Source organism: Halocynthiibacter styelae (genome assembly GCF_016123485.1).
Classification (GTDB): Bacteria; Pseudomonadota; Alphaproteobacteria; order Rhodobacterales; family Rhodobacteraceae; genus Halocynthiibacter; species Halocynthiibacter styelae.
Genome location: NZ_JADCKQ010000002.1, coordinates 214,368 through 235,119 on the forward strand (window position 1 = coordinate 214,368; position 20,752 = coordinate 235,119).

21 protein-coding genes are annotated in these 20,752 nt (G+C 57.4%); 4 read left to right on the forward strand and 17 right to left on the reverse strand.

What is annotated here, in order from left to right; translation table 11 throughout:
- Positions 1-23: 23 nt before the first annotated feature.
- On the reverse strand, positions 24-335 hold the full coding sequence (locus H1D41_RS03275) for a hypothetical protein (RefSeq protein WP_228847567.1): 312 nt from the start codon (positions 333-335) through the stop codon (positions 24-26).
- A 98-nt stretch (positions 336-433) separates the two neighbouring features.
- Here H1D41_RS03275 and H1D41_RS03280 point away from each other — a divergent pair, with 98 nt between their 5' ends.
- Positions 434-856 (forward strand): group III truncated hemoglobin, encoded by a 423-nt coding sequence (locus tag H1D41_RS03280; RefSeq protein ID WP_228847568.1) that lies wholly within the window; start codon positions 434-436, stop codon positions 854-856.
- Here the strand turns inward: H1D41_RS03280 and H1D41_RS03285 are convergent.
- Genes H1D41_RS03285 through H1D41_RS03295 form a run of 3 tightly spaced genes read right to left on the reverse strand, consistent with a single transcriptional unit; the run spans position 841 to position 3,748 of the window.
- Complete coding sequence (locus H1D41_RS03285) at positions 841-1,869, reverse strand: YcjF family protein (RefSeq protein WP_228847569.1); 1,029 nt, start codon at positions 1,867-1,869, stop codon at positions 841-843. The two genes, H1D41_RS03280 and H1D41_RS03285, sit on opposite strands and share 16 nt — an antisense overlap.
- Entirely contained in the window at positions 1,866-2,333 is a 468-nt protein-coding gene (locus H1D41_RS03290) for a GNAT family N-acetyltransferase (protein WP_228847570.1), read from the reverse strand. Before H1D41_RS03290 ends, H1D41_RS03285 begins: the two co-directional genes overlap by 4 nt.
- Positions 2,333-3,748 (reverse strand): YcjX family GTP-binding protein, encoded by a 1,416-nt coding sequence (locus tag H1D41_RS03295; RefSeq protein ID WP_228847571.1) that lies wholly within the window; start codon positions 3,746-3,748, stop codon positions 2,333-2,335. The genes H1D41_RS03290 and H1D41_RS03295 overlap by 1 nt, the downstream gene beginning before the upstream one ends.
- A gap of 110 nt (positions 3,749-3,858) precedes the next feature.
- On the opposite strand from H1D41_RS03295, the gene truA reads away from it, so the two are divergent.
- Together truA and H1D41_RS03305 are read left to right on the forward strand one after the other, a co-directional pair.
- Entirely contained in the window at positions 3,859-4,656 is a 798-nt protein-coding gene (gene truA / locus H1D41_RS03300) for a tRNA pseudouridine(38-40) synthase TruA (RefSeq protein WP_228847572.1), read from the forward strand.
- A gap of 130 nt (positions 4,657-4,786) precedes the next feature.
- The gene (locus H1D41_RS03305) at positions 4,787-5,521 is read left to right on the forward strand and encodes a VOC family protein (protein ID WP_228847573.1); all 735 of its coding nucleotides are present in this window, start codon (positions 4,787-4,789) and stop codon (positions 5,519-5,521) included.
- Here the strand turns inward: H1D41_RS03305 and H1D41_RS03310 are convergent, their stop codons facing one another.
- From H1D41_RS03310 to H1D41_RS03335, 6 genes are all read right to left on the reverse strand, one after another.
- Positions 5,522-6,229, reverse strand: coding sequence for an ABC transporter ATP-binding protein (locus H1D41_RS03310; protein ID WP_228847574.1), 708 nt, complete (start codon positions 6,227-6,229; stop codon positions 5,522-5,524).
- On the reverse strand, positions 6,229-6,942 hold the full coding sequence (locus tag H1D41_RS03315; RefSeq protein WP_228847770.1) for an ABC transporter ATP-binding protein: 714 nt from the start codon (positions 6,940-6,942) through the stop codon (positions 6,229-6,231). Before H1D41_RS03315 ends, H1D41_RS03310 begins: the two co-directional genes overlap by 1 nt.
- Positions 6,939-7,871, reverse strand: coding sequence for a branched-chain amino acid ABC transporter permease (locus H1D41_RS03320; RefSeq protein ID WP_394355380.1), 933 nt, complete (start codon positions 7,869-7,871; stop codon positions 6,939-6,941). The genes H1D41_RS03315 and H1D41_RS03320 overlap by 4 nt, the downstream gene beginning before the upstream one ends.
- Complete coding sequence (locus tag H1D41_RS03325) at positions 7,871-8,797, reverse strand: branched-chain amino acid ABC transporter permease (RefSeq protein WP_228847575.1); 927 nt, start codon at positions 8,795-8,797, stop codon at positions 7,871-7,873. Before H1D41_RS03325 ends, H1D41_RS03320 begins: the two co-directional genes overlap by 1 nt.
- A 60-nt stretch (positions 8,798-8,857) precedes the next feature.
- A complete protein-coding gene (locus H1D41_RS03330) occupies positions 8,858-10,147 on the reverse strand; it encodes an ABC transporter substrate-binding protein (protein WP_228847576.1) in 1,290 nt (429 codons plus the stop codon).
- A gap of 112 nt (positions 10,148-10,259) precedes the next feature.
- On the reverse strand, positions 10,260-11,615 hold the full coding sequence (locus tag H1D41_RS03335; RefSeq protein ID WP_228847577.1) for a hypothetical protein: 1,356 nt from the start codon (positions 11,613-11,615) through the stop codon (positions 10,260-10,262).
- A 118-nt stretch (positions 11,616-11,733) separates the two neighbouring features.
- On the opposite strand from H1D41_RS03335, the gene H1D41_RS03340 reads away from it, so the two are divergent.
- On the forward strand, positions 11,734-12,930 hold the full coding sequence (locus H1D41_RS03340; protein WP_228847578.1) for an amidohydrolase family protein: 1,197 nt from the start codon (positions 11,734-11,736) through the stop codon (positions 12,928-12,930).
- Between the two features lie 53 nt (positions 12,931-12,983).
- On the opposite strand, the gene H1D41_RS03345 is transcribed toward H1D41_RS03340, so the two are convergent.
- From H1D41_RS03345 to H1D41_RS03375, 7 genes are all read right to left on the reverse strand, one after another.
- Positions 12,984-13,430, reverse strand: a complete 447-nt coding sequence (locus H1D41_RS03345) for a MarR family winged helix-turn-helix transcriptional regulator (protein ID WP_228847579.1) — start codon at positions 13,428-13,430, stop codon at positions 12,984-12,986.
- A gap of 81 nt (positions 13,431-13,511) precedes the next feature.
- Entirely contained in the window at positions 13,512-14,096 is a 585-nt protein-coding gene (locus H1D41_RS03350) for an amino acid synthesis family protein (RefSeq protein WP_228847580.1), read from the reverse strand.
- Positions 14,093-14,677: an amino acid synthesis family protein gene (locus tag H1D41_RS03355; protein WP_228847581.1), complete on the reverse strand. Its 585-nt coding sequence runs from the start codon at positions 14,675-14,677 to the stop codon at positions 14,093-14,095. Before H1D41_RS03355 ends, H1D41_RS03350 begins: the two co-directional genes overlap by 4 nt.
- Positions 14,670-15,527, reverse strand: coding sequence for a UPF0280 family protein (locus tag H1D41_RS03360; protein WP_228847582.1), 858 nt, complete (start codon positions 15,525-15,527; stop codon positions 14,670-14,672). The genes H1D41_RS03355 and H1D41_RS03360 overlap by 8 nt, the downstream gene beginning before the upstream one ends.
- On the reverse strand, positions 15,524-17,053 hold the full coding sequence (locus H1D41_RS03365; RefSeq protein WP_228847583.1) for a 6-hydroxynicotinate reductase: 1,530 nt from the start codon (positions 17,051-17,053) through the stop codon (positions 15,524-15,526). The genes H1D41_RS03360 and H1D41_RS03365 overlap by 4 nt, the downstream gene beginning before the upstream one ends.
- Complete coding sequence (locus H1D41_RS03370; RefSeq protein ID WP_228847584.1) at positions 17,050-19,791, reverse strand: molybdopterin-dependent oxidoreductase; 2,742 nt, start codon at positions 19,789-19,791, stop codon at positions 17,050-17,052. Before H1D41_RS03370 ends, H1D41_RS03365 begins: the two co-directional genes overlap by 4 nt.
- Complete coding sequence (locus tag H1D41_RS03375) at positions 19,784-20,629, reverse strand: FAD binding domain-containing protein (protein WP_228847585.1); 846 nt, start codon at positions 20,627-20,629, stop codon at positions 19,784-19,786. Before H1D41_RS03375 ends, H1D41_RS03370 begins: the two co-directional genes overlap by 8 nt.
- Positions 20,630-20,752 lie beyond the last annotated feature (123 nt).

Genomic DNA, 20,752 nt, shown 5'->3' on the forward strand with positions numbered 1-20,752 from the left:
CACGCAGCGCCAGCAGATCTGCTTCAAAATGCTCTCTCGCATAAAAGCCCCATTCCCGTCGCATCCAGCATCTGCATCACCTGCTGTTGCACCTCCGGAACGTCCGCGTCACCCAGCTCCGCCAGGACGCCGCGCGCCATCTCGCGAAACAGCTGGTCATTCTCAGTCACCAGATAATGCACCATAATTTTCACGTAATGGCTGCGATCATGGCAGGAATAGTCATCTGGCACCCCCTCAACAGGGTCACCGGAAACCATTCTCTCGGAATAATATTCATCGCAATGGCAGGCCAGTTCCCGAATGTATGCAAAACTGTATTTCTTCCTGGCCATGAAACAGATAAATCAAAGAAATACGCCTGCGGCAAGTCACCCTACTGACAGCAATTTGTTTCCTGATAGTTTCGCCAGGAAACCTGCAGGAGCCCCCCATGTCCTATCCCGTTCGGCGTTTTCCCATTACGGCTGAGGAAATCAACCGCGTAATGGTTAAATTCTACGCCCGTATTCGTGTGCACCCCGTGCTTGGTCCGGTGTTCAACGGGATTATTGGCACGGACAAAGGCGAATGGGCCGCGCATGAAGACAAGATCGGGGGGGTCTGGCGCAACGCACTTTTGCGGGAACAAAGCTATTCCGGCAATCCGATGCAGGTGCATCTGGATACACCACAGATTCTGGATGAACATTTCCCACTGTGGCTGGAGTTGTTTGAAGAGGTTCTGGCGTCAGAACTACAACCGGAAACCGCAGCCGCCTGGGGCGCGATGGCGCATCGGATTGCCCGTGGCTTCCGCATCCGCATGGCCGAAGACCGCGCGCCAGAAGGCGCACCGCCTCAGCTGTCTTTCTGATTGCCATTTCGGCCGAACAAGCCTGCCAACGCGTTACTGAGAACCGCGGTTACCCGCGGTGGTTTCCGGGCTGTGAACGGCAGCGGGCGGCAGACCTCCATCGCAGCAATACCAACACGCGCTGTCAGTGCACCATTCACCACGCCTTCACCAAAGCGACGGGAAAACTTAGACAGAACCGATCCCCCCGCGACCGAACCAATCAGATCATCGCCCACCGCAACGGCACCGGTCGCCGCCAGATGGGTCAGGACAGAACGCATAAGCCGCCAGTTCCCCAAACTGCCCGTGCGTCCGCCGTATAGTTCCGCAATCCGGCGGATCATACGCAGATTGGCCACAAGCGCTGTCAGCACATCGGCAAAAGCCAGCGGCAGAAGGGCGGTAACCGTGGCAACCTGGCGGGCAGCGGCTTCGACCTCACGTGTTGCAGCCTCATCGATGGGTGTCAGGATTTCAGCTTCGGCCAGGGCCAGATGGGCATCTGCATCATGGGTATCACCCTGTTTTTCGGCAAAGTTCTGCAAAGCCCAGGTCAGCTCATCACGCGGCTGATACAAGCGCGTCAGACGTGCGGTTAAATGACGGGCCCCCGTCAGATCGCCGCTGGCCAGAACCTGCCCTGCTTCTTCATGAATGCGATCCAGGCGCTTCAGGCGCAAAAAACCTGTGACCTCCCGCAGGGCAATCAGAACGGCAACCAGAACCAGCAACGCTGAGAGACCCAGAACCACCTGGGACAGTAGCGTATTGCGCGCGATCAGCCCCATAACGATGTCCCAGCCCCAAAGCCCTAAGGTCAGGGAAATCAGCACCGTCAGCACCCACCAGAAGGCCCGCGTCAGAAAAGACATGCGCCGCGCGCCAAGGCTGACAACGCGGTCCATTGCCGCCAACGAACGGTCCTCTGGAAAAACATCCGGCACGGGGGGTACGTCGGACGGGGCCACCCGTTCCGATGCGTCAAGATCCAGGCGGACCGGGCCGCGATGGGGTTTCTCTGTCTCGCTCATTGCTCTGCCTTACTGTCGTCTGCATCTGCTGGCCGGTAAAGCTGAATATCCGGCAGCCCTTCGTCATTGTCACCATCCGTGCGGGCAACCTCCCTGAAACCCGCGCGGGTATAAAACCGCACCGCCGCCCTGTTATCCGCGAAACACCAGAGGTGCAGACCCGACGGGTGCAGGCGCGCGGCATGGGCGATCAGCATCTTTCCCTGACCCTGCCCGCGCGCATGTGGTGCAAGATACAGGCAATTCACCCAGCCATCATTCAAGTCCAGAAACCCTGACAGCTGGCCGCCTTCCCCACGTAAAACCGATACGCTGCCCCGCGCAATCAGACCAGAAACAAATGCTTCGGTCTGCGCCGCGGTCCATAGCCTGGGCATCCAGGGGTTTTCCTGCCCCCAGGAGCACAGAATTTGCGCACAGGCTGCGGCATCCTGCGGCCGGGCGGTATCAATCATAAACCCCATTACAGGCGATCCCCGATCAGGAACTGCGCCGCTTTATCAAGACGAATATGGGGCGGGCCGGATCCGGGACGCAACGCATCCGGCGCGGGCAGGAATTCCATCGCGTCAAATTCATGCGCCAGCCAGCGGCGTTTCTGATCGCGGGACTCAGACAACAGGATATTCGGATCAGCAGGCAAATCGCCGGCATAGAACAAAGCTTCCTGTCCAGCGGCGCGCAGCCCCCGGACACACTCCAGATCTTCACCGTTCTGACGATGGGTCTCTTCCACCGTCGTGCGCAGGGCAGCGATGGCCAACGCCTGGGTCTGTGCACCGGCAAAATCCGCACGGTCCTTCGCATCGCGTACAAGCGCTTCCATGATCGCGGTCAGGCGTGGGTGTTGGGCATGATGCAACAGATCCGCCCGGGTGGCTGCAAACAGGATTTTCTCAACCCTTTTGGAGCGCCAGAGCCAGGACAAAAGCCCGTTTCCACCGGGTTTAAAGGCCTTAAGAATACCCGCCATAGCTTCGCGCATATCATCCACGGCTGCGGGGCCACGATGGATCGCCCCCAAAGCATCCACCAGCACCACCTGACGATCGACGCCGGAAAAATGGGTCTGAAAGAAAGGTTTTGCGATCTGGCTTTTATAGGCGTCAAACCGACGTTCCATCTCGCGCCACAGACTGCGGCGCACCGGGCGCTTTCCGTCCGGCACTGGCAGGGGAGCAAAAGACAGCGCCGGTGCCCCGGCAAGATCACCCGGCATCAGGAACCGACCCGGGGTGCAAAGGGAATAGCCCGCCTCGCGGGCCTCCTGCAGGTGGTCCGTGTAAAGCCTGGCCAGTTCTTTGGCCTGCGGTTCCTCAAATTGTTCCGCCCCGGCCAGCGCATCCGCCCGCGCCAGAAAATCTGCCCCCTGCCCCCGGGTCTTCATGGCGGACAGCGTCTGTCCTGACCATTCAGAATAGCTTTGTTCCAGCAGAGTCAGATCGGTCAGCCATTCACCGGGGTAATCCATAATATCAAGATGCAGGGTACGGGGACCGGAGAGACTGCCAAGGATCCCGCCCGGCTGAATACGGAAAGAAAGCCGCAGTTTGGACACGGATGCCGTGCCTTCCGGCCAGTGCGGATTGACGCCAGTCAGGGCGGCAAGACGCGCCTCGTAATCAAAACGCGGCACTGTGTCATCGGGATGGGGCTGAAGCCAGGCCGCCAGAATCCGCCCACCGGACGCCGCCGTCAGTTGGTTCATCCGGCCACGATCCAGAAGATTGGCCACAAGTGAGGTGATAAACACGGTTTTCCCGGCGCGCGACAGGCCGGTCACACCAAGGCGCAGCACGGGTTCGAACATGCTGTTTACACGGTCGCCGGTGCGTTCAATTTCGCGGGTGATGCCCTCGGTAATCGTCGTCAGTACCAAATTCTGCTCCTGCCTGTTGATCTGAAGATAGGCGCAGACCACGAGCATTGCAAAGCGCCCGTTCCCATACTGCTGATTGCAAGGTACGAAATCCTGCGCTATCCGGGGGCATGGCGAAATATGCATTGAAAATCGAATATGACGGAAAGCCCTTTAAAGGCTGGCAGAGACAGGCGGATCAGCCCTCTGTTCAGCAGGCGATTGAAGAGGCTCTGGGGAAACTTGAGAAAAATCTCCCCTCTATTGTGACAGCCGGGCGCACAGATACCGGCGTGCACGCCCTGGCGCAGGTGGCCCATTGTGAACTGCAAAAACCCTGGCAACCTTTCCGCCTGTGCGAAGCCCTGAATTTCCACCTGAAACCCGATCCTGTTTCGATTGTCGATGTGGCCCGGGTGGATGATGATTTCAGTGCGCGTTTTTCTGCAGTTGAACGCCAGTATATCTATCGCATCCTGAACCGCCGCGCGCCTGCGACGTTTCATAAGGGACAGGTCTGGCGTGTGCCTTATATGCTGGATGTGGAAGCCATGCAGGACGCAGCCAACCACCTGATCGGGCTGCATGATTTCACGACATTCCGGTCCACCATGTGCCAGGCGGCATCACCTGTAAAGACGATTGATGAAGCCCGGGTTGAAGTGCATGAGACGCTTGAAGGGCGCGAAATTCAGTTTCACTTCCGCGCCCGCAGCTTTCTGCACAATCAGATCCGTTCTATCGTTGGCACGCTGGAACGTGTAGGCGGCGGTGGCTGGACACCTGAAGATTTCAAAGAAGTCCTGGACGCAGCGGATCGCCAGGTTTGCGGCCCGGTTGCCCCACCGCAGGGGTTGTATCTGAGCAAAGTGGTTTACCTGGAAGAGGTATTCAAAGGCGAAGGCAGTAATTCCGGTCGGTCGCGCTGATAGAACGAGAATACCGGTTTTCCGGTTTTCCGGTTTTCCGGTTTTCCGGTTTTCCGGTTTTCCGGTTTTCCGGTGAAAAATCGCTCATATGCCTTAGAGTTCAACAGAAATTACGCAACAAACACCTGACATGCTGAAAAAACTCTCCTCCCTCACGCTCAAAGTTAACGCCCCGGAAACACTTTCAGCGTTTTATCGCGACATCATGGGCATGCATCCGATGCATTCAGGCCTTGGCTTTGCCAATGCCGGGGCGAAGCTTTGTTTTAAATCTTGCGCGCGGGCATCCGCCTATCAGCCCGGGCCAACCGATCGTTACTGGAAGATCGCCATCACCTTGCCCGATCTGAATCTGGCCGTGGCCTGGCTGCGGCAGCATAATGTTGAGGTCAGTGATCCGCACCAGTTCCGTGATATCGCCAGGATGAGCCATCTGCGCGATCCGGAAGGACATGTTATTGAGCTGATCCAACATCAGTTTGAAGACACGCAACCGCGTAAACGGGGCAATCCTGACCTGCCTCTGGGTGGCGGTGCAAAAATCGGTCTGATTACACTACGCACGACAGATATTGATGCGGAGCTTGCCCATTACCAGACGCTTGGGATGAAATATCTTTCACGCCAGGCGCTGACGGATATCGGGTTTGATTTGTATTTTCTCGCCTGCACGGATGAAGTTCAGCCGGATCCTGATGTAAATGCCGTAGACAATCGCGAATGGCTTTGGCAGCGGCCTTATACGGTGCTGGAATTTCAACATCTTCTGAATACGCCTGGGGTTCAGATGCCAAACGCGGATGCGCCGGGCTATGTTGGGATGGAGTTTGCTCGCGCCGATGGTAGTCTCCACCGGGAACGCTGATCACACACCAAGATTGCGCCGGATAACCTCTGGATCCGTTTGTAGATCAGCACGGCTGAGGGTTTCCAGATTACGGCCATTTTCGACAAACACGGCTTTGTCTGCCAGTGTCAGGATCGCGTCCACACGCTGTTCCACCAGGACCACAGCAAGGCCCTGATCGCGCATGTTCACGATGACCTCCTGAATTTGTGCGACGACAGAGGGCTGCAAGCCCTCGCCCGGTTCATCCAGCAGCAAAACCTGTGGGTCAATCGCCAGCGCCCGGGCGGTGGCAAGCATCTGCTGTTCGCCGCCGGACAAAGTACCTGCCTGCTGTTTCAGGCGTTCGCGCAGGCGTGGGAAAAGCTCCAGCACTTTTTCACGCATCTCACGGCGTTTGGTACCTTTGAAACTGCGGGCCATCAGGCCGACTTCGATGTTTTCAGAAACCGATAGTTCCGGAAACAACCGCCGCCCCTGTGGCACCAGCGCAATGCCCTGTCGCGGTGTGTCATGTGGGGGCCTTTCACTGACGTTTTCACCGTTGAGAGAGATTTCACCGCCCGTCGCGGGCACAATCCCCATGATCGCGCGCATCAATGTGGTTTTACCTGCACCGTTACGTCCCAGGATACAGGTGATTTCGCCCGCCTGCGCCGTCAGAGACAGGTCATACAGCACCTGCACCTTGCCGTAATGGGCGGAAACAGCGTTGATTTCCAGCATCACGCGCCCCCCAGATAAGCAGCCTGAACATCGGCATTTGCGCGAATTTCCTCGGGTGTGCCGCGGGCCAGAACTTCGCCATTGTTCAGAACCGTCAGGCTGTCAGAGACCTCCATCACCACATTCATATTGTGTTCGATCAACAGAATGGTGGTCTCGCCGCGCAGGTCTTTCACAAGCTGCATAAAGGCTTCGACCTCTGGCAGGGCCAGGCCTTGCGTCGGTTCATCGAGGATGAAAAGTTCGGGGTTCTGCGCAAGCCCCATGGCGATTTCAAGCACGCGTTGGTGACCATAGGACAGATCGCCCGCCAGCTGATCCGCCTGTTCCGTCAAACCCACACGTTCCATCACGCCATCAACTTTCGCGCGCACCGCTTCGCGATCGCGGCCAAGAATACGGCGCACGGCAAGGGCCACGTTTTCGCGCACGGGCAGCTTACCAAAGACCGATGTGATCTGGAACGTATAGGCGATACCCAGGCTGATGCGTTTATGGGCGGGGAGGCGGGTGACTTCGGCCCCGTCAAACCAGACCTTGCCGCGCGTGGCGGGAATGCGGCCAGATAGCATGCCCACAAAGGTGGACTTGCCCGCCCCATTCGGCCCAATCAGCGCGTGGATTTCACCCCGGGGCAGTGTGAAATCAATGTTATAATTTGCGTTCAGCCCACCATAGGTTTTGGTCAGGCCTTTTGTTTCCAGAATATTCACGGCAGCCATGGGGTGAACCTCCGGCGGATTTCGCCAAGAATACCTGTGGGGGCGAACAGGGCCAGGGCGACCAGAACCACGCCCGCGACCATCATGTTTCCGCCGGACCAGTCGATCAGGTAGAACATAAACAGGGTGCCGACGAAGGGGCCGATCGTTGTGCCCATGCCGCCCAGCAACACGTAAAGCAGCGGGAAGATGGAATAAGGCACGGCTGCGAAAGCCGCCTGGGCCGACCCGAACAGCAGGCAATAAGCCGCACCGGACAGGCCCGAGATTGTGCCCGAGAGGATCACTGCGATCAGCTTGTGCCGGGTGATGTCATAGCCCAGCATGCGCGCGCGTTCTTCATTCTCACGGATCGCCACAAGGCAGCGGCCAAAGGGCGTGCGCACAAGCCAGCCGATGAAGAACAGCACAATGCCGAACAGGATGAGCGCGGCGAAATAGCGGTTCTGCGCATCTGACAGGTCGATCCCCATCAGGGCGCGTGTGGCCTGGGGCAGGACAAAACCTTCATCCCCCCGTGTGTATGTGCCGAACAGCAGCACGGTCAGATAGCCCGCCTGGGCAAACATCAGGGTGACGATCATAAAGGCAACGCCGCTTGTACGCAGGGCAAGAAAGCCGACCACGCCAGAGACAACCAGGGCTGTGATCAGCCCCGCCAGAATACCCGGCCCGGCGAATACACCACCCAGATGCATCGCAAGACCAAGCCCATACATGCCCGCGCCAAAGAACAGCGCATGCCCAAGGGACAAAAGCCCAGTGTATCCAAACAGCAGGTTATATCCCATGGCATAGATCGCAAAGACCATGATCCGGGCAAGGTTGCCCGCGTGATAGACAGGCAGCACGAACCAGCAGATCACAAGCGCCACAACCATGGCGGCGTGCAGAAGGTGGATGCGGGAAATATCGGACATCAGTGCACCCCTTTTCCAAACAGCCCCTGCGGGCGGAAGACCAGCACCATGGCGACCAGAAGGGTTGCGATGATTTTGGCCAGTGTTGGCGAGAAGAAGACAGAGATAATCCCGTCGCTCATCCCGATCAGAAGGGCGGCAAGCACGGTTCCGCGCAGGCTGCCAAGACCACCGATAATCACGACAATAAACGACAGAAGCAGCGGGTCATGCCCCATCAGGTAATAGGCCTGTTGCACAGGCACGATCAGCACAGCACCAAGGGCGGCAAGGGCTGCGCCCAATCCAAATGTCAGCGCATAAATGCGTTCCACCGGGATGCCAAAAGCTGTGGCCATGTCGCGATCCTGCTGGGTGGCGCGCATCACAAGGCCGACTTTGGTGCGCGTCATGATCAGCCAGAGGCCCAGCAGCAACATGGCAGCTGCAAAGATGATGAACAGCTTGTAGGAATTGGTCGACAGGCCCCAGGGGTAATACATTTCAAACCCGGCCTCGGTCCATTCAAACCAGGGCAAAGCGATGCGGTGACTGAAAGGCGGTTCGACCGGCTGGGCATTGGGGCCAAAGCCGATGAGCGCCCCCTGCTGGATGATGTATAGCAGACCGATGGTGGCCACGATGGTGCGTTCCGGATCATAATCCAGGCGTTTTAGCACCAGCCAGTCAGCACTGGCCGCAAGCAAGCCAATGATCAGCGGCGCAAGCACCACGGCGGCGATGAACCCCCACGCCGGATGGCCACCGATGGTGGTAGATATAAACCAGGCCGCCACCGCGCCCAACATGAAGAACTCGCCATGAGCAACGTTAACCACCCGCATGACGCCGAATGTCAGGGACAGGCCCACCGCCGTCAGCGCAAGGATTGCTGCCGTTATCGCACCTTCCAGCGCGGCCAGCATCAGATGAGGACCAAATTCCATCGTGTTCTCAGATTATCAGGGGAATATGCAGGCCCGAGATGCCAGGCCTGCGGAAAAACATCAGAAGCTTTGTGCGGTGTAGTCGACTTCATCCTCGTAGAAGCCGTCTTCGATCGCGGTGGTGTGCTTTACGTTCAGGCGGCCTTCTTCGACTTGCGAAATATACTGATGACCAAAGACCTGGTGGGTTTTGCCGTTGAACAGCTTTGCCCCCTGTGGGTGGTCATCGGAATGGGCCATGTCTGTCATATCCTCAATCGCCTCGATCAGTTTCACACGATCTGCGGGGCCCTGATATCCGGCGGTTTCCATGCCGCGTTTGATGACGTTCAGCGTTTCCCAGCAAGAGAACATATGCGCGTAGGTCGACACATCGGCGCTGTCGGTAAGGCTGGCCCCGTTATCATCAATACCGATGGCGGCGCGGTAGGCTTTGTCATGGTCCGACTGATCGGCCTGGGCGTACCGCGGGTTGCCTTCCCAGAAATAGGTGCCTTCGAGAAATTCGAGGCCGGGGGAGGACAGATCAACCGCCTCAAGGCTGTCGATAAAGCCGAAGATTTCCGGACGGGACGGACCGAAGAATTCACCCATTTCCTTCACAAAGGTCAGAACTGCCGGGCCAACCATAACGTGATAGATCACCTCAGTTTCGCGGGGGATCTGGGGGAAATATTTGGTAAAACTGGTTTCTGTCGGCGGGATCGCGATTTTGGCGACGACTTCGCCGCCTTGGGCTTCGATGGCTTCCGAGAAGAAATCGCGGTGATCATGGCCGAACGCGAAATCCGGGAAGATCATGGTGACTTTCTTGCCCAGGTTATCCGCCACAAAAGGTGCCATCGCTTGAACCTGGCTTTTCACATCGGTGATGCCGGGCTGTAAAACATAACGGTTCAGCGCGCCTGACGCGACGTGATGGCCTTCGGAACACACAAAATAAGGCAGTTTCAGTTCGCCCGCACGCGGGGCAGAACCGTAGACCACATGGGAAAACAACGTACCGAACCCGATGTCACATTCATGCTGGGTTGCGAATTTCTCAACCACCTCGGCACCACGTTTGGGATCGGTGCCATCGTCCTCAATCACCAGTTCAACCGGACGGCCATTGATGCCCCCCATTTCATTGATGCGGGCGACGGCGGCGTTTGATGTACGTTCATACCAACGCCCATAAGCGGCCCCGATGCCGGTGCGATGCAGCTGAAAACCAATCTTAATCGGCGCGGAACTCTGCGCCTGGGCGAAACCAGACAGGCCGGGCAATACAGCAGGTGCCAGTGCGGCACCCCCAAGCAGGCCCAATGTACTGCGACGCGAAATCGCTGTTTTCTTTGTGGAAGTCATCGTGTAATTCCCCCATAAGCTGGATTAGATCTCTGGCTTCTGCGTCCTTTTGTTGCGGCTCAGTTTGTATGTATGCAAACGATCTGTCTAGAGTTTTGTTCAAAAAACACCATCACACCCCACGCGGACTGGCCAACAGCCAGAGCCCCAGGAAGGTGTAAGCGATCATAAAAACGATCAGGGGAAGCTGGCTGATCAGGGCCTGACGGCGGGTGCCTGACAGGCGCAAGGCAAAGCTATGCGACAGTAAAATCGCAAGAATATGCCCAATGACAATGGCGCTGGCCTGCACCGTGTAAATCACCTGCACAGATGCGGGGCGGTTAAAGAAACCCGTTGTAATAAAGGGACGAAACTGCAGGCTGCTGTCCGTCTCACGGATCAGATCAAGCAGCGCGATTTTCAGATATTGCCCGTTGACCATGAACGCCGTCAGGTAATGCGCGATGTGATAACCCGCCGCAATCGGCAAAAGCGCAAGCGCCATGAGTGAGAAAAAACCACGGTATGAACCGGCGGACCCGGCCAGTCGCCAGCCCAGATAACAGGTCGCTGAAAAACTAAGCAGAAGTGCGCATTGCGCCGCCACAAATCCCAGGACCATCGGCGTGACAACCTGCGAGCGCCCCGGAAAAGCCAGAGGATTCACCCCGATCTGCGCCAGCCACCAGAAGGTTTCATTGATCCCATCGTAGCTGCCCGCCGCCAACATCGCGATTGCAAAGATCGCCAGCGACAAGCGCGGTGAGGCCATGCTGTGCACCCGGTGACCCGGCATTCCGATGCGCCCAGCTGCGAAAGGGGACAGGTGAGCCAGAAGCGTAAAAAGCACTGAGAAGCCCTCTCCACGCCCCAGCCAGCCACTGCCCTTCCAGAAAATCATCGCCATATGAAACAGCCAGTATCCCGCCGCAATCATCGCCAGACGGGCCGGCGCATCGGGTGCGATATCCACCATGGCAAACAAATAGATCGCAAGAAAGCAGATCAGCGCGGGCCAGCAGGGTTTATGTGCGCCCTGACCGTTTTTGCTGAGAAACAATCCGGCAAAAGCCCAGGGGTTTAACCAGGACCAGATATTCCCGATCAACACCTGCACTGCAGGCAGTATCAGCCAGAGCAGCGTCCAGACATAAAGTGGCATGAAGTTCTTCAACGGGTGTTGTTCACCAAGGACACCTGCCAGCAGCACGCTGATAAACAACGAAAACCCAAAGAAAGAGGCACACATATGCAACCTAGGAAAGGATCGCCCCCCCATATCGGCAGAGGCAAACAACATCCCCGCCCCGCGTTGCGTCATCAGCGCCGCAATCACCACGGATACAATCACCGCACCAATCCCGGCCGCTGTGTAGAACCCGGTTGGCAACAGCAAAACCAGCGCGCCTTCTGACACATGTGCCAGCGCCACTGTCGGGCACAAAGCCAGCAGCCCCGCGAGGGCCGGAAATCTGAATTGGCGCATGAATTTTCTCTCCCCGCCCTATTCTGCCCGCACAGATCCCTGCCTGACAAGCAGAAGGTCATTCTTGCGCGACTCAAAATATATGTTAGCTTACAAATGAAAATCAGGGAGAACGATCATGGCTGCACCGTCCACGTCCGAGGGCCCACAGGGAAAACTTGTCATTAAAAACATCGGCCTGATGCTGTCTGGCAAGATGGAAGCCCCGATTTATGAAGCGGATTGCCTGATCGCAGTGGACGGAAAAATTGCCGAATGGGGGTACGCCAAAGACCTTGATTGCGAAGGGGCTGATACGATTGTTGATGCCCATGGTGTGACACTGGCCCCCGGCCTGATCGATAGTCACATCCATCCGGTTGTCGGCGATTACACCCCCCGCCAGCAACAAATGCACTGGATTGATTCGACGCTGCATGGTGGTGTGACCACTCTGATTTCCGCCGGTGAAGTCCATATGCCGGGACGGCCCAAAGACATTGTTGGCCTGAAGGCCATGGCGATTGCAGCGCAGCGTTGGTACGAAAATTTCCGCCCCTCCGGCATGAAAGTCCACGCCGGTGCGCCGGTGATCGAACATGGGATGGTTGAGGAGGACTTCAAAGAGATGGCAGATGCCGGAGTGAAGCTTTTGGGCGAAGTTGGGCTTGGCACGGTGAAGGACGGAAAAACCGCGAAACAAATGGTGGATTGGGCCCGTAAATACGGCATTCAGTCCACGATCCACACGGGCGGGCCTTCGATCCCCGGATCGGGCCTGATTGATGCAGATATGGTTCTTGAAACTGGCACCGATGTGATCGGCCATATCAACGGTGGGCATTCCGCCCTGCCGGATGATCAGATTATGTGTCTTTGTGAAAGCTGTACTGCCGGACTTGAAATTGTGCACAACGGCAATGAACGCGCCGCCCTTCTGACCCTGAATACCGCGCGCGAATTGAAGCAGATGGACCGGATCATTCTGGGCACCGACGGGCCTGCGGGATCAGGCGTGCAACCGCTTGGGATCATGCGGATGGTGGCGATGCTGTCTGCCCTTGGCAACGTTCCCGCCGAGATCGCTTTCTGCTTTGCGAATGGGAATACATCGCGGCAGCGCGAGCTGGATACCGGCATTCTCGAGGTCGGAAAATGTGCCGATTTTGTCCTGATGGATCAGGCGCAACACGCCCCCGGAAAGAACATCCTGGAATCCGTGCAACTGGGCAATCTGCCGGGTGTTGGCATGACGATTATTGATGGGCGGGTCACGTCGGGACGCTCGCGCAACACACCGCCTGCAGGACGTTTACCCGAAGTGATCAGCGGGTGACGGCGTTTTTCAAAAACGCCGGTTAAATTTCTTTGAAAGAAATTTGAGGCTCTTCACAGTAGCTTCTTTAACAGAGATTTCAGTTGTGAGGCTTCCTCGCCGGACAATCCTTGTACCGTATCTGCTGTGATCACCGCCCCGGCTTCTTTCAGCTTCGGGATCAGAGTTTCACCACTCTCTGAAAGAGTAATTTTCGTACGGCGGCGGTCATCCGGATCTGGCGCAAGTTCCACAAGACCTTTGCGCTTCAGCCGGTCAACCACACCTTTAATAGTTGCCACATCCATCGCCGCCATCCGGCCCAGCCGGTTTTGCGAACAGGTGCCGACGGAATGGATCCGCAAAAGGGCAGAAAACTGCGTTGGGGTCAGGCCACCGGGCAGCAGCTTTTGTGCATGTTCCTGAAAAATAGCAGTATGGCGCTGTGTCACAAGACGCAGGATATAGCCGATCTGTTCATCAAGATCATAGGCTTCGGTATTGCTTTCTGGCTGACTCATAGCTGCTCCAGGAATTGATCTGATGTTATTACACCAACAATTCCCAGCGGAAAACCCTGTCAAACGACGCATAAGCGTGGATTAGCGTAATCCGTCTTTGCCTTCCGCTTCGTCATGCGACAGCCCGCCCACCCGTGGCAAAGGCCTGCCGCTGTCCGTTACGGCCACGGCGACCATGATTTCCCCTGCACGCGGGGAGTCATTGAGGCGCGCTTCGATCCCGTCAAAATGGCTGCGCACATAAGCAGCGTCCTTATGGCCCAAAGGCACATCCAGCGCCTGGCCAGGTCCCCCCATTTTCTTCGAACTTGGCACAAGGGCCGCGCCCTTTTCCACGGCTTTACGCAGCGGTGCGCCCAGTTGTGGATGCAGGATCGCGGCGGCATGTTCCAGTTCCCCCCCTTCGCCGACCATCGCGGCTTTGCCGTAGCTTTCAGCCTGATCCGGAGTGATGCCCAGGGCCTGCACACATTTGTCACCAAGCAGACCGCCAAGCTCTGCACCGATCTCCGTCAACAGGGTCAAATCTTCGGTATATCCCCCGGCAAATGGGTTTTTGATCACGGCAATCGCAACGGCCTTGCGTGTTGCAGGTGAAATTTTCCGCCCGGCTTCCAGATGGGTTTCCTCGACGGAAACCGCAATTTTACGGATCTCAGATTTCATCGCAGACCATCCCTTTGTGAAATATCTTCCTGCGCCAGCCCGCCGACACGGGCATGCACCCGCGCCCCTGTTGTCATCACCAGCACCAACAGCAATTCATCGGCGCGCGGACTGTCGTTCATACCAACTTCCATCGCGTCAAAATGGCTGCGCACGTAAGAGGCATCAACATGGGTGATTGGCACATCAAGCCGCGCCCCGGTACCGCCGACTTTCTTGGTTGAGGGCACAATTGCCAGCGCATCCCCCAGGGCCTCGCGCATGGCATAGCCCCCTGGCACATGCCAGAGCGCCGCATGTTCGATCTCCCCAGCCGCACCCGCGATCGCACCTTTGCCGTAGCCTTCAACGGCCCTGGCGTCCCCGCCAAGCGCATTGATCAGGCGTTGCGCCATGGAAAGTCCAAGTGGTTTCAGATCTTCCATAAACCCGGTGATATTGTCTTCATAACGCCCGGCGTAGGGGTTTTTGATCACAGCCAGCGCGGCTGCGCGTTTCAGCGGTTCCGCACGTGCGGGGCCGCCTTCGTGAAAGATTTCCTCAACCACAATGCTTTGCTTGCGAATGATGACATCAGGCATAGAGATATCCTTTGTCCTGTGTTGGTTTCATATCTGCGGTGCCACAGACCCGGGCACGCCCCTGAAGGAAAATGCAGCCCCCGGCGATCAGCCCTGTATCCACCATGGTTTGTGCCACAGTCTGCGCTCGATCCAGCGCACGGCTTTTGTCAACTGCGGTCAATGTCTGGCACCCTGTGACAACCAGACGGGTGCCAAGATCACTGTCCGGCTGCAGATCTCGTGCGCGTTCACGGGTGATCGCCGGGTGACCGGGAAGATCACAGCTGTTGGCGATCAGCGTTGCCGCAGCGTCAGCGCTGGCGGCCGTGTCTGCCAGGACCGTAACACTATCCGCAATCCCCATAGACAGACTGCGCCCACCGCGCCCAGAGGTCGCGATCCCTTTGATCGGATCCTGGCCTGAAAGGTTAATTTTGCCCCAGATCTCGCCCGTGTCAGATGAGATAGCAATGTTCATCTGTTCTGTATCGGTGAGATAAAGCGCGATATCCCCGCCATTGTTCACCGCCGCACGGGTCAGCCCTGGTGCCTGCTTGATCGCTTCCAGAACCTCATCCGCCACAGAACCTGCTACAGCGGCCATTGGTGTGATAAATTGTGGCAAATGCGGTTGCGTTGCGACCTGCATTCTGCGCGCAATCTGACCTGCAAGCCGGACTGTTCCTGTTGCCTGACGCAACGCCGGGAGTTCCGCCACCAGTTCTTCAAGCGCAGTCTGAAAACGGCGCGTGGCAAGATCAAAACCTATCCGCGCACCCGGACCTTCGGCCATGATCACCAGATCAATCGGGCCATGGTTCAGATGCAGACGCCCATCGGGCAGATATGTGATCTGGGGGCCCGTCATTTTTTACCCTCTGGCACAGACCGCCCCCGGATCTTTTCCCAGGAGAAGTGCCGTTCATCCATGGGCCAGGGGTAGCTTTCATGTTGCCCCTGGCGGTTTTGACCTGCTGCTGCACCAACAACATCCTGAAGCTGTTGCACCTCATCCATGTGACCGCCGAGAATTTCATAGTCAGTCAGGCGCATGGTGAATTCGATGGGTGCAACAAGGGCAGGCGTTGGCACGTAGCCAAATGAATTTTCTGGCATATTCAGAACATCCACCATGACGGTAATCCCGCCGCCCGGCCAGATATAGGCGGGCGCACCGCCGCAGGACACATAGGTCAGCGCGTCTTTGACGGAACGAGTCAGGCGCACCGGGTTCTCAGTGACACCCGCACGCAGGGAACCGCCTGCGCCGCCCATAAACAGAACCGAGGTCATCGCAGGTTCACAGTTTTCCGCGACCCGTTCGACGGCTGCGCGCAAGGCCTTGGAGGCATCAGCCGGTTGCGGTGTAAGTTCGGCGTCCAGTTCGAAATAGCCCCATTGTTCGCCGGTGGTAGAGACCATCAGAAGGCGCAGGCCTTCCCAGGCCTGATCCGGCTTAAACGCATCCAGAATGGTCAGAGGATCTTCGATATTGGTGCCGCCCCAACCCGTGCCGGGGTCAGCCACCTGAAAATAACGCCCCGGGGTCGAGCGACGACCTTTGATCTTAATCCCCGTTGGTTTCACATCCAGCATTTTACCCGCCTGATGTTCCGACAGAACCCCGGTGATATGATCGTCCACGACCACGACTTCATCAACAATCGGGGCCCATTGCCGGGCGAACATGCCAATGGCGGCGGAACCACAGCCAACCCGCATCAGTTCTTCCTGATGACCGTTAATAATGGGTGCATGGCCGGCCTGAAGAGTTAATTCAGCACCACTTTCAACCGTCATGGTCACGGCTTCGCGGTTGCAAAGCGCAAGTAAGGCGGCACAGGTGACACGGCCTTCTTTCTTGCTGCCGCCCGTCAGGTGATCAACGCCACCAAGCGACAACATGCGCGACCCATATTCACCGGTCATCACATGGCCAATCGCCTCGCCATCGACCCGCACGGTTGCGGCTTCGTCGCCAATGTGGCGATCTGTGTCGATCTTCACCTTCACACCACAATAGGAATAGATCCCCTCGGTCACAACCGTCACCATATCGGCGTCTTCCAGAGGTTGGCTGACGATGAATGGGGCCGGTTTGTAATCGGGATAGGTCGTGCCCGCGCCGACGGCGGTGACAAACTGGCGGGTGTTTTGCAGAAGGTCGCCATCCCAGTCTGCTTCGCCTTCCAGGAAAGGCACAAGCCTGCCGCTGTGGCTTTGAGTGCGTTCCACAATCACCAGGGGATCAAGACGCACCAGTTCCCCGTCGTGATTGGCGTAGCGATCACAGGCGCCAGAACGACCTTCGGCAATGAAGCAAAGCACAGGGCAGGCATCACAGCGGATTTTGGCAGGCTGTTCACGGCGGGGTTTAACGGGGGTTCCACTCATGACAATTTCCCCATGGCGGCAAGAACCCGGTCCGGCGTGGCGGGCACCTGGGTCATGCGTGCGCCTGTGGCGTGGCGGATCGCATTCAGGATTGCGGGCGCGGTCGGGATCAGCACATGTTCACCAAGGCCTTTGGCCCCAAATGGGCCATGCGGGTCGGGTTCTTCTATCAGCAGAGACGTGACCGGCGGCATATCCCCGACAGTCGGGATCAGATAGTCATGCAGGTTTTCAGTGACATGTGGGATATATTCTTCCATCAGGGCAAGTCCCAGGCCCTGGGCGATCCCGCCTTCAATTTGCCCTTCTGCCAGCAGCGGATTGATCACACGACCCACATCATGAGCCGCAATGAAGCGGATGACGCGGGTGGTACCAAGGTCTGTGTCGACCTCAACTTCGGCAATATGGGCGGCATAGCCGTAGACGGCATAGGGCACGCCCTGGCCATCTTCATCCAGCGGTGCGGTGGGCGGATCCCAGGTTTCCACAGCTTCCAGCACATAACCGCTGGCGTTCGAAGGCAGCGATCCCAGTGGCAGATTGTGCACCTGCCCGCCCTCATGCACCTCAATCCCGCCTGGCATCGGATGGATCAAGGCCCCGTCGCCTGCATTACATAGCTTCAGGATCGCCGCCCGCAGCGCAAGGCCCGAAAGCCGCGCCGCATTTCCGGATACCACCGTCTGGCGCGAGGCAGAGGTTTTGCCCGCATCCGGTGTGATATCAGTGTCCCCGCCGACCAGTTGCAGAGCTGAAAGAGGCACGCCCAGCGCCTCGGCAAAGATCTGGGCAATCACCGTATTGGCCCCCTGCCCGATGTCGGCCGCCCCCTGATGCAGGATAATCTGCCCATCCGGACGCAGGCCGGAACGGATGGTGGATGGATTTGGCAGGGATGTGTTGCCGCAGCCATACCAGCCCGCAGCAATCCCGACACCGCGTCGGGTGGTGGTGGCGGTTTTGTTGAACTCTGCAACCCCTGAGCGGGCTTTGTCCCAATGGGGTTTCAGGGCTTCAAAACAGGCGGCAATGCCAACACCGCTTTCCAGCAGTTGATTGCAGGTAGTGCGGTCCCCATTGCGCAAAGCATTCTTCAGGCGAAATTGCAGCGGATCTATATCCAGCTGAAGGGCGAGATCATCAAAAAGCACCTCTTGTGCAATAGCGGATTGCGGCACGCCAAAGCCCCGGAACGCCCCTGCTGGCATGGTATGCGTATTAACCGCGCGGGTTTCGGCCAGAAAATCCGGGATGCGGTAGGGGCCAGAGGCGTGGATTGGCACACGGTTGGCCACCGTCGGCCCCCAGGACGCATAGGCCCCGGTGTTAAACGTGCCGTCAAAGGTCATACCACTGAGAAACCCATCCTTTGTGGCACCGATTTTCACGGCGATATCAGAAGGGTGTCGCTTGGTGGTGCTTTGCATGGATTCCCGGCGTGAATAGGCCATGCGTACGGGACGATCTGTCTGCATCGCGGCCAGCGCGAGATATGGCTGCACGGACATATCAAGCTTGGCCCCGAAACCGCCCCCCGTTGCAGTTGGCACGATACGTACCTGATCCAGAGACAGGCCAAGGATTGAGGCAACACCTTCCTGATCCATAACAGGTGCCTGAGTACAGGCGTGAATTTCCACCCGATCCCCGACACGGCGGGCAAAGCCAGCCTCTGGTTCGATATAAGCGTGTTCAACAAAGCCAGTGCGGAACTGGCCTTCAGCAACAACATCCGCCCGCTGCAATGCACCGCCTGCATCACCATGACGTACCCGACCTTCGCACATGATGTTACCGGGCCGGTTTTCATGCAGTTGCGGCGCATCGGCTGCAATCCCCTGGTCAGATGTCATCGCGGCGGGGCGTTCACACCAGGTGACCGGGAAATCATCCGGCAGGTTCAGGGCGTTTATGGTATCCTTTTCTCCGACAACTGCCGCAATGGCTTCGCCACGGAAACGCGCTTCATGCACCGCAAACACCGGTTGGTCAATAAACCCCGGGATCACACCAAAAAGCTTTTCCCCCGGCACATCCGCCACAGTCTGTACGAAATGCACCCCCGGGTGATCATTGACAAATTTTGCGATGTCTCCAATTTCGAAGCCGGCCCTTGCGTATGGGCTGCGCACCACTCGCAATGTCAATGCATCTTGCGGCGCGCCGTCATCTCCGAAGATCTCAGAACCGCCGACTTTTGGCGTTCCATCCAGCCGCAGCGGGCTTTGCCCCACGGCCCCGGTGCCTTGCGTCTCAGGAAGATCATGCACCTGCATCACCGCATCAATAATTTTGCGATACCCGGTGCAACGGCACAACACGCCACCCAGCGCATCCCGGGTTTCACATTCTGAAGGATGTGGGGTTTCGCGCAGCAAGGCAACGGCCGCAACCATCATACCCGGCGTGCAGATTCCGCATTGAGCCGCGCCATGGGCAAGAAAGCTATCCGCCAGCTGTGCACCCAGAGGATCATCTGCAAAAAGGCCCGCCTGTGTTTCCACCCCACGTCCTTCAGCCTGAAATGCTGGTGTGACACAGGCGCAAACCGGCACGCCATCCAACAGAACCGTGCAGGCACCACAGTCGCCGGCATTGCAGCCGGTCTTTACGTCTTTTTGCGAAAATTCTTCGCGCAACATATCTGACAAGCGGCCCGATTGCGGCACCTTGCCAGTGACATGCTGTCCGTTCAGAGAGAAGGAGAGCACCGGGACTTCTGCCAGGTCATCCACAGGCACCCTCCTTCAAAAACCCGGTCAACATGCGACGGACCAAGGTTTCTGATACACGCATCCGATAAGCACCAGATGCGCGCACATCCCCTATAGGCGAGAGTGCGGTGAAATGACCAGAGTAAATTTCCTCTAAAAATTCAGCACGTTGCGCAGATACAACCAGTTCCTCGAGACGGGTGAGGCGTCTTGCCACAGCAGAACATGCCCCTACAGCGATCCTGGCATCAGAAAATCCCCCAGAGCCATCCGGCACAACCAGAGCAGAAACCATTGCAATAGAAATCACTAGATAACGCCGCGCACCCAGTTTTTCAAAATCGGACAAACAATGGTCCGGCAGGTCTGGAATCACTATGGATCGCAACAGCTCACCCGGACGCAAATCTGTTTGACGCACACCAAGAAGGAAATCACTTAACGGCACCCGGCGACAGCCGTTCTCTGAAATAAGGTCCACTTTTGCGTCCAGTGTCAGAAGTGGCGGAACACCATCCGCAGCCGGTGACGCATTGCATATATTGCCACCAATCGTCCCACGGGTCTGAATTTGCACAGAACCAACTTCGCGAGCCGCAGCCTGCAAGCCATGAAACATTGCCGGCAGATCCGCGCGTATGATATCGCGCCAGGGTGTTGCCGCCCCAATGCGCCAGCCGGACTCTGTCCGGGTGATACCATGAAATGCTGCAAGCGCCGAAATATCCAGCGCAGGCGGAAGAACAGCCTGATCATTCATTGCCGGGAAAAGATCTGTGCCACCTGCAACCACGCGGACATCCCCGCCCTTCAGGACAGTCAAAGCCTCTTGTTCAGTCGTTGCGGTCACATAGCGCATGAGGGGTCCATTATGTTTGCACACTAACGATATTTATATTCCCACGCCTGTCAATGTTTTTCAAAACCTACCGTACGGTCGGGAAATTCATTGCGAACGTAACAAAATTTTCGTACCCAACAG

Excerpts from the sequence above, each read along its gene's own strand:
- H1D41_RS03275 (WP_228847567.1), bottom strand. The coding sequence starts at position 335 with ATGGCCAGGAAGAAATACAGTTTTGCATACATTCGGGAACTGGCCTGC.
- H1D41_RS03280 (WP_228847568.1), top strand. The coding sequence starts at position 434 with ATGTCCTATCCCGTTCGGCGTTTTCCCATTACGGCTGAGGAAATCAAC.
- H1D41_RS03285 (WP_228847569.1), bottom strand. The coding sequence starts at position 1,869 with ATGAGCGAGACAGAGAAACCCCATCGCGGCCCGGTCCGCCTGGATCTT.
- H1D41_RS03290 (WP_228847570.1), bottom strand. The coding sequence starts at position 2,333 with ATGGGGTTTATGATTGATACCGCCCGGCCGCAGGATGCCGCAGCCTGT.
- truA (WP_228847572.1), top strand. The coding sequence starts at position 3,859 with ATGGCGAAATATGCATTGAAAATCGAATATGACGGAAAGCCCTTTAAA.
- H1D41_RS03305 (WP_228847573.1), top strand. The coding sequence starts at position 4,787 with ATGCTGAAAAAACTCTCCTCCCTCACGCTCAAAGTTAACGCCCCGGAA.
- H1D41_RS03310 (WP_228847574.1), bottom strand. The coding sequence starts at position 6,229 with ATGCTGGAAATCAACGCTGTTTCCGCCCATTACGGCAAGGTGCAGGTG.
- H1D41_RS03320 (WP_394355380.1), bottom strand. The coding sequence starts at position 7,871 with ATGTCCGATATTTCCCGCATCCACCTTCTGCACGCCGCCATGGTTGTG.
- H1D41_RS03325 (WP_228847575.1), bottom strand. The coding sequence starts at position 8,797 with ATGGAATTTGGTCCTCATCTGATGCTGGCCGCGCTGGAAGGTGCGATA.
- H1D41_RS03330 (WP_228847576.1), bottom strand. The coding sequence starts at position 10,147 with ATGACTTCCACAAAGAAAACAGCGATTTCGCGTCGCAGTACATTGGGC.
- H1D41_RS03335 (WP_228847577.1), bottom strand. The coding sequence starts at position 11,615 with ATGCGCCAATTCAGATTTCCGGCCCTCGCGGGGCTGCTGGCTTTGTGC.
- H1D41_RS03340 (WP_228847578.1), top strand. The coding sequence starts at position 11,734 with ATGGCTGCACCGTCCACGTCCGAGGGCCCACAGGGAAAACTTGTCATT.
- H1D41_RS03345 (WP_228847579.1), bottom strand. The coding sequence starts at position 13,430 with ATGAGTCAGCCAGAAAGCAATACCGAAGCCTATGATCTTGATGAACAG.
- H1D41_RS03350 (WP_228847580.1), bottom strand. The coding sequence starts at position 14,096 with ATGAAATCTGAGATCCGTAAAATTGCGGTTTCCGTCGAGGAAACCCAT.
- H1D41_RS03355 (WP_228847581.1), bottom strand. The coding sequence starts at position 14,677 with ATGCCTGATGTCATCATTCGCAAGCAAAGCATTGTGGTTGAGGAAATC.
- H1D41_RS03360 (WP_228847582.1), bottom strand. The coding sequence starts at position 15,527 with ATGACGGGCCCCCAGATCACATATCTGCCCGATGGGCGTCTGCATCTG.
- H1D41_RS03365 (WP_228847583.1), bottom strand. The coding sequence starts at position 17,053 with ATGAGTGGAACCCCCGTTAAACCCCGCCGTGAACAGCCTGCCAAAATC.
- H1D41_RS03375 (WP_228847585.1), bottom strand. The coding sequence starts at position 20,629 with ATGCGCTATGTGACCGCAACGACTGAACAAGAGGCTTTGACTGTCCTG.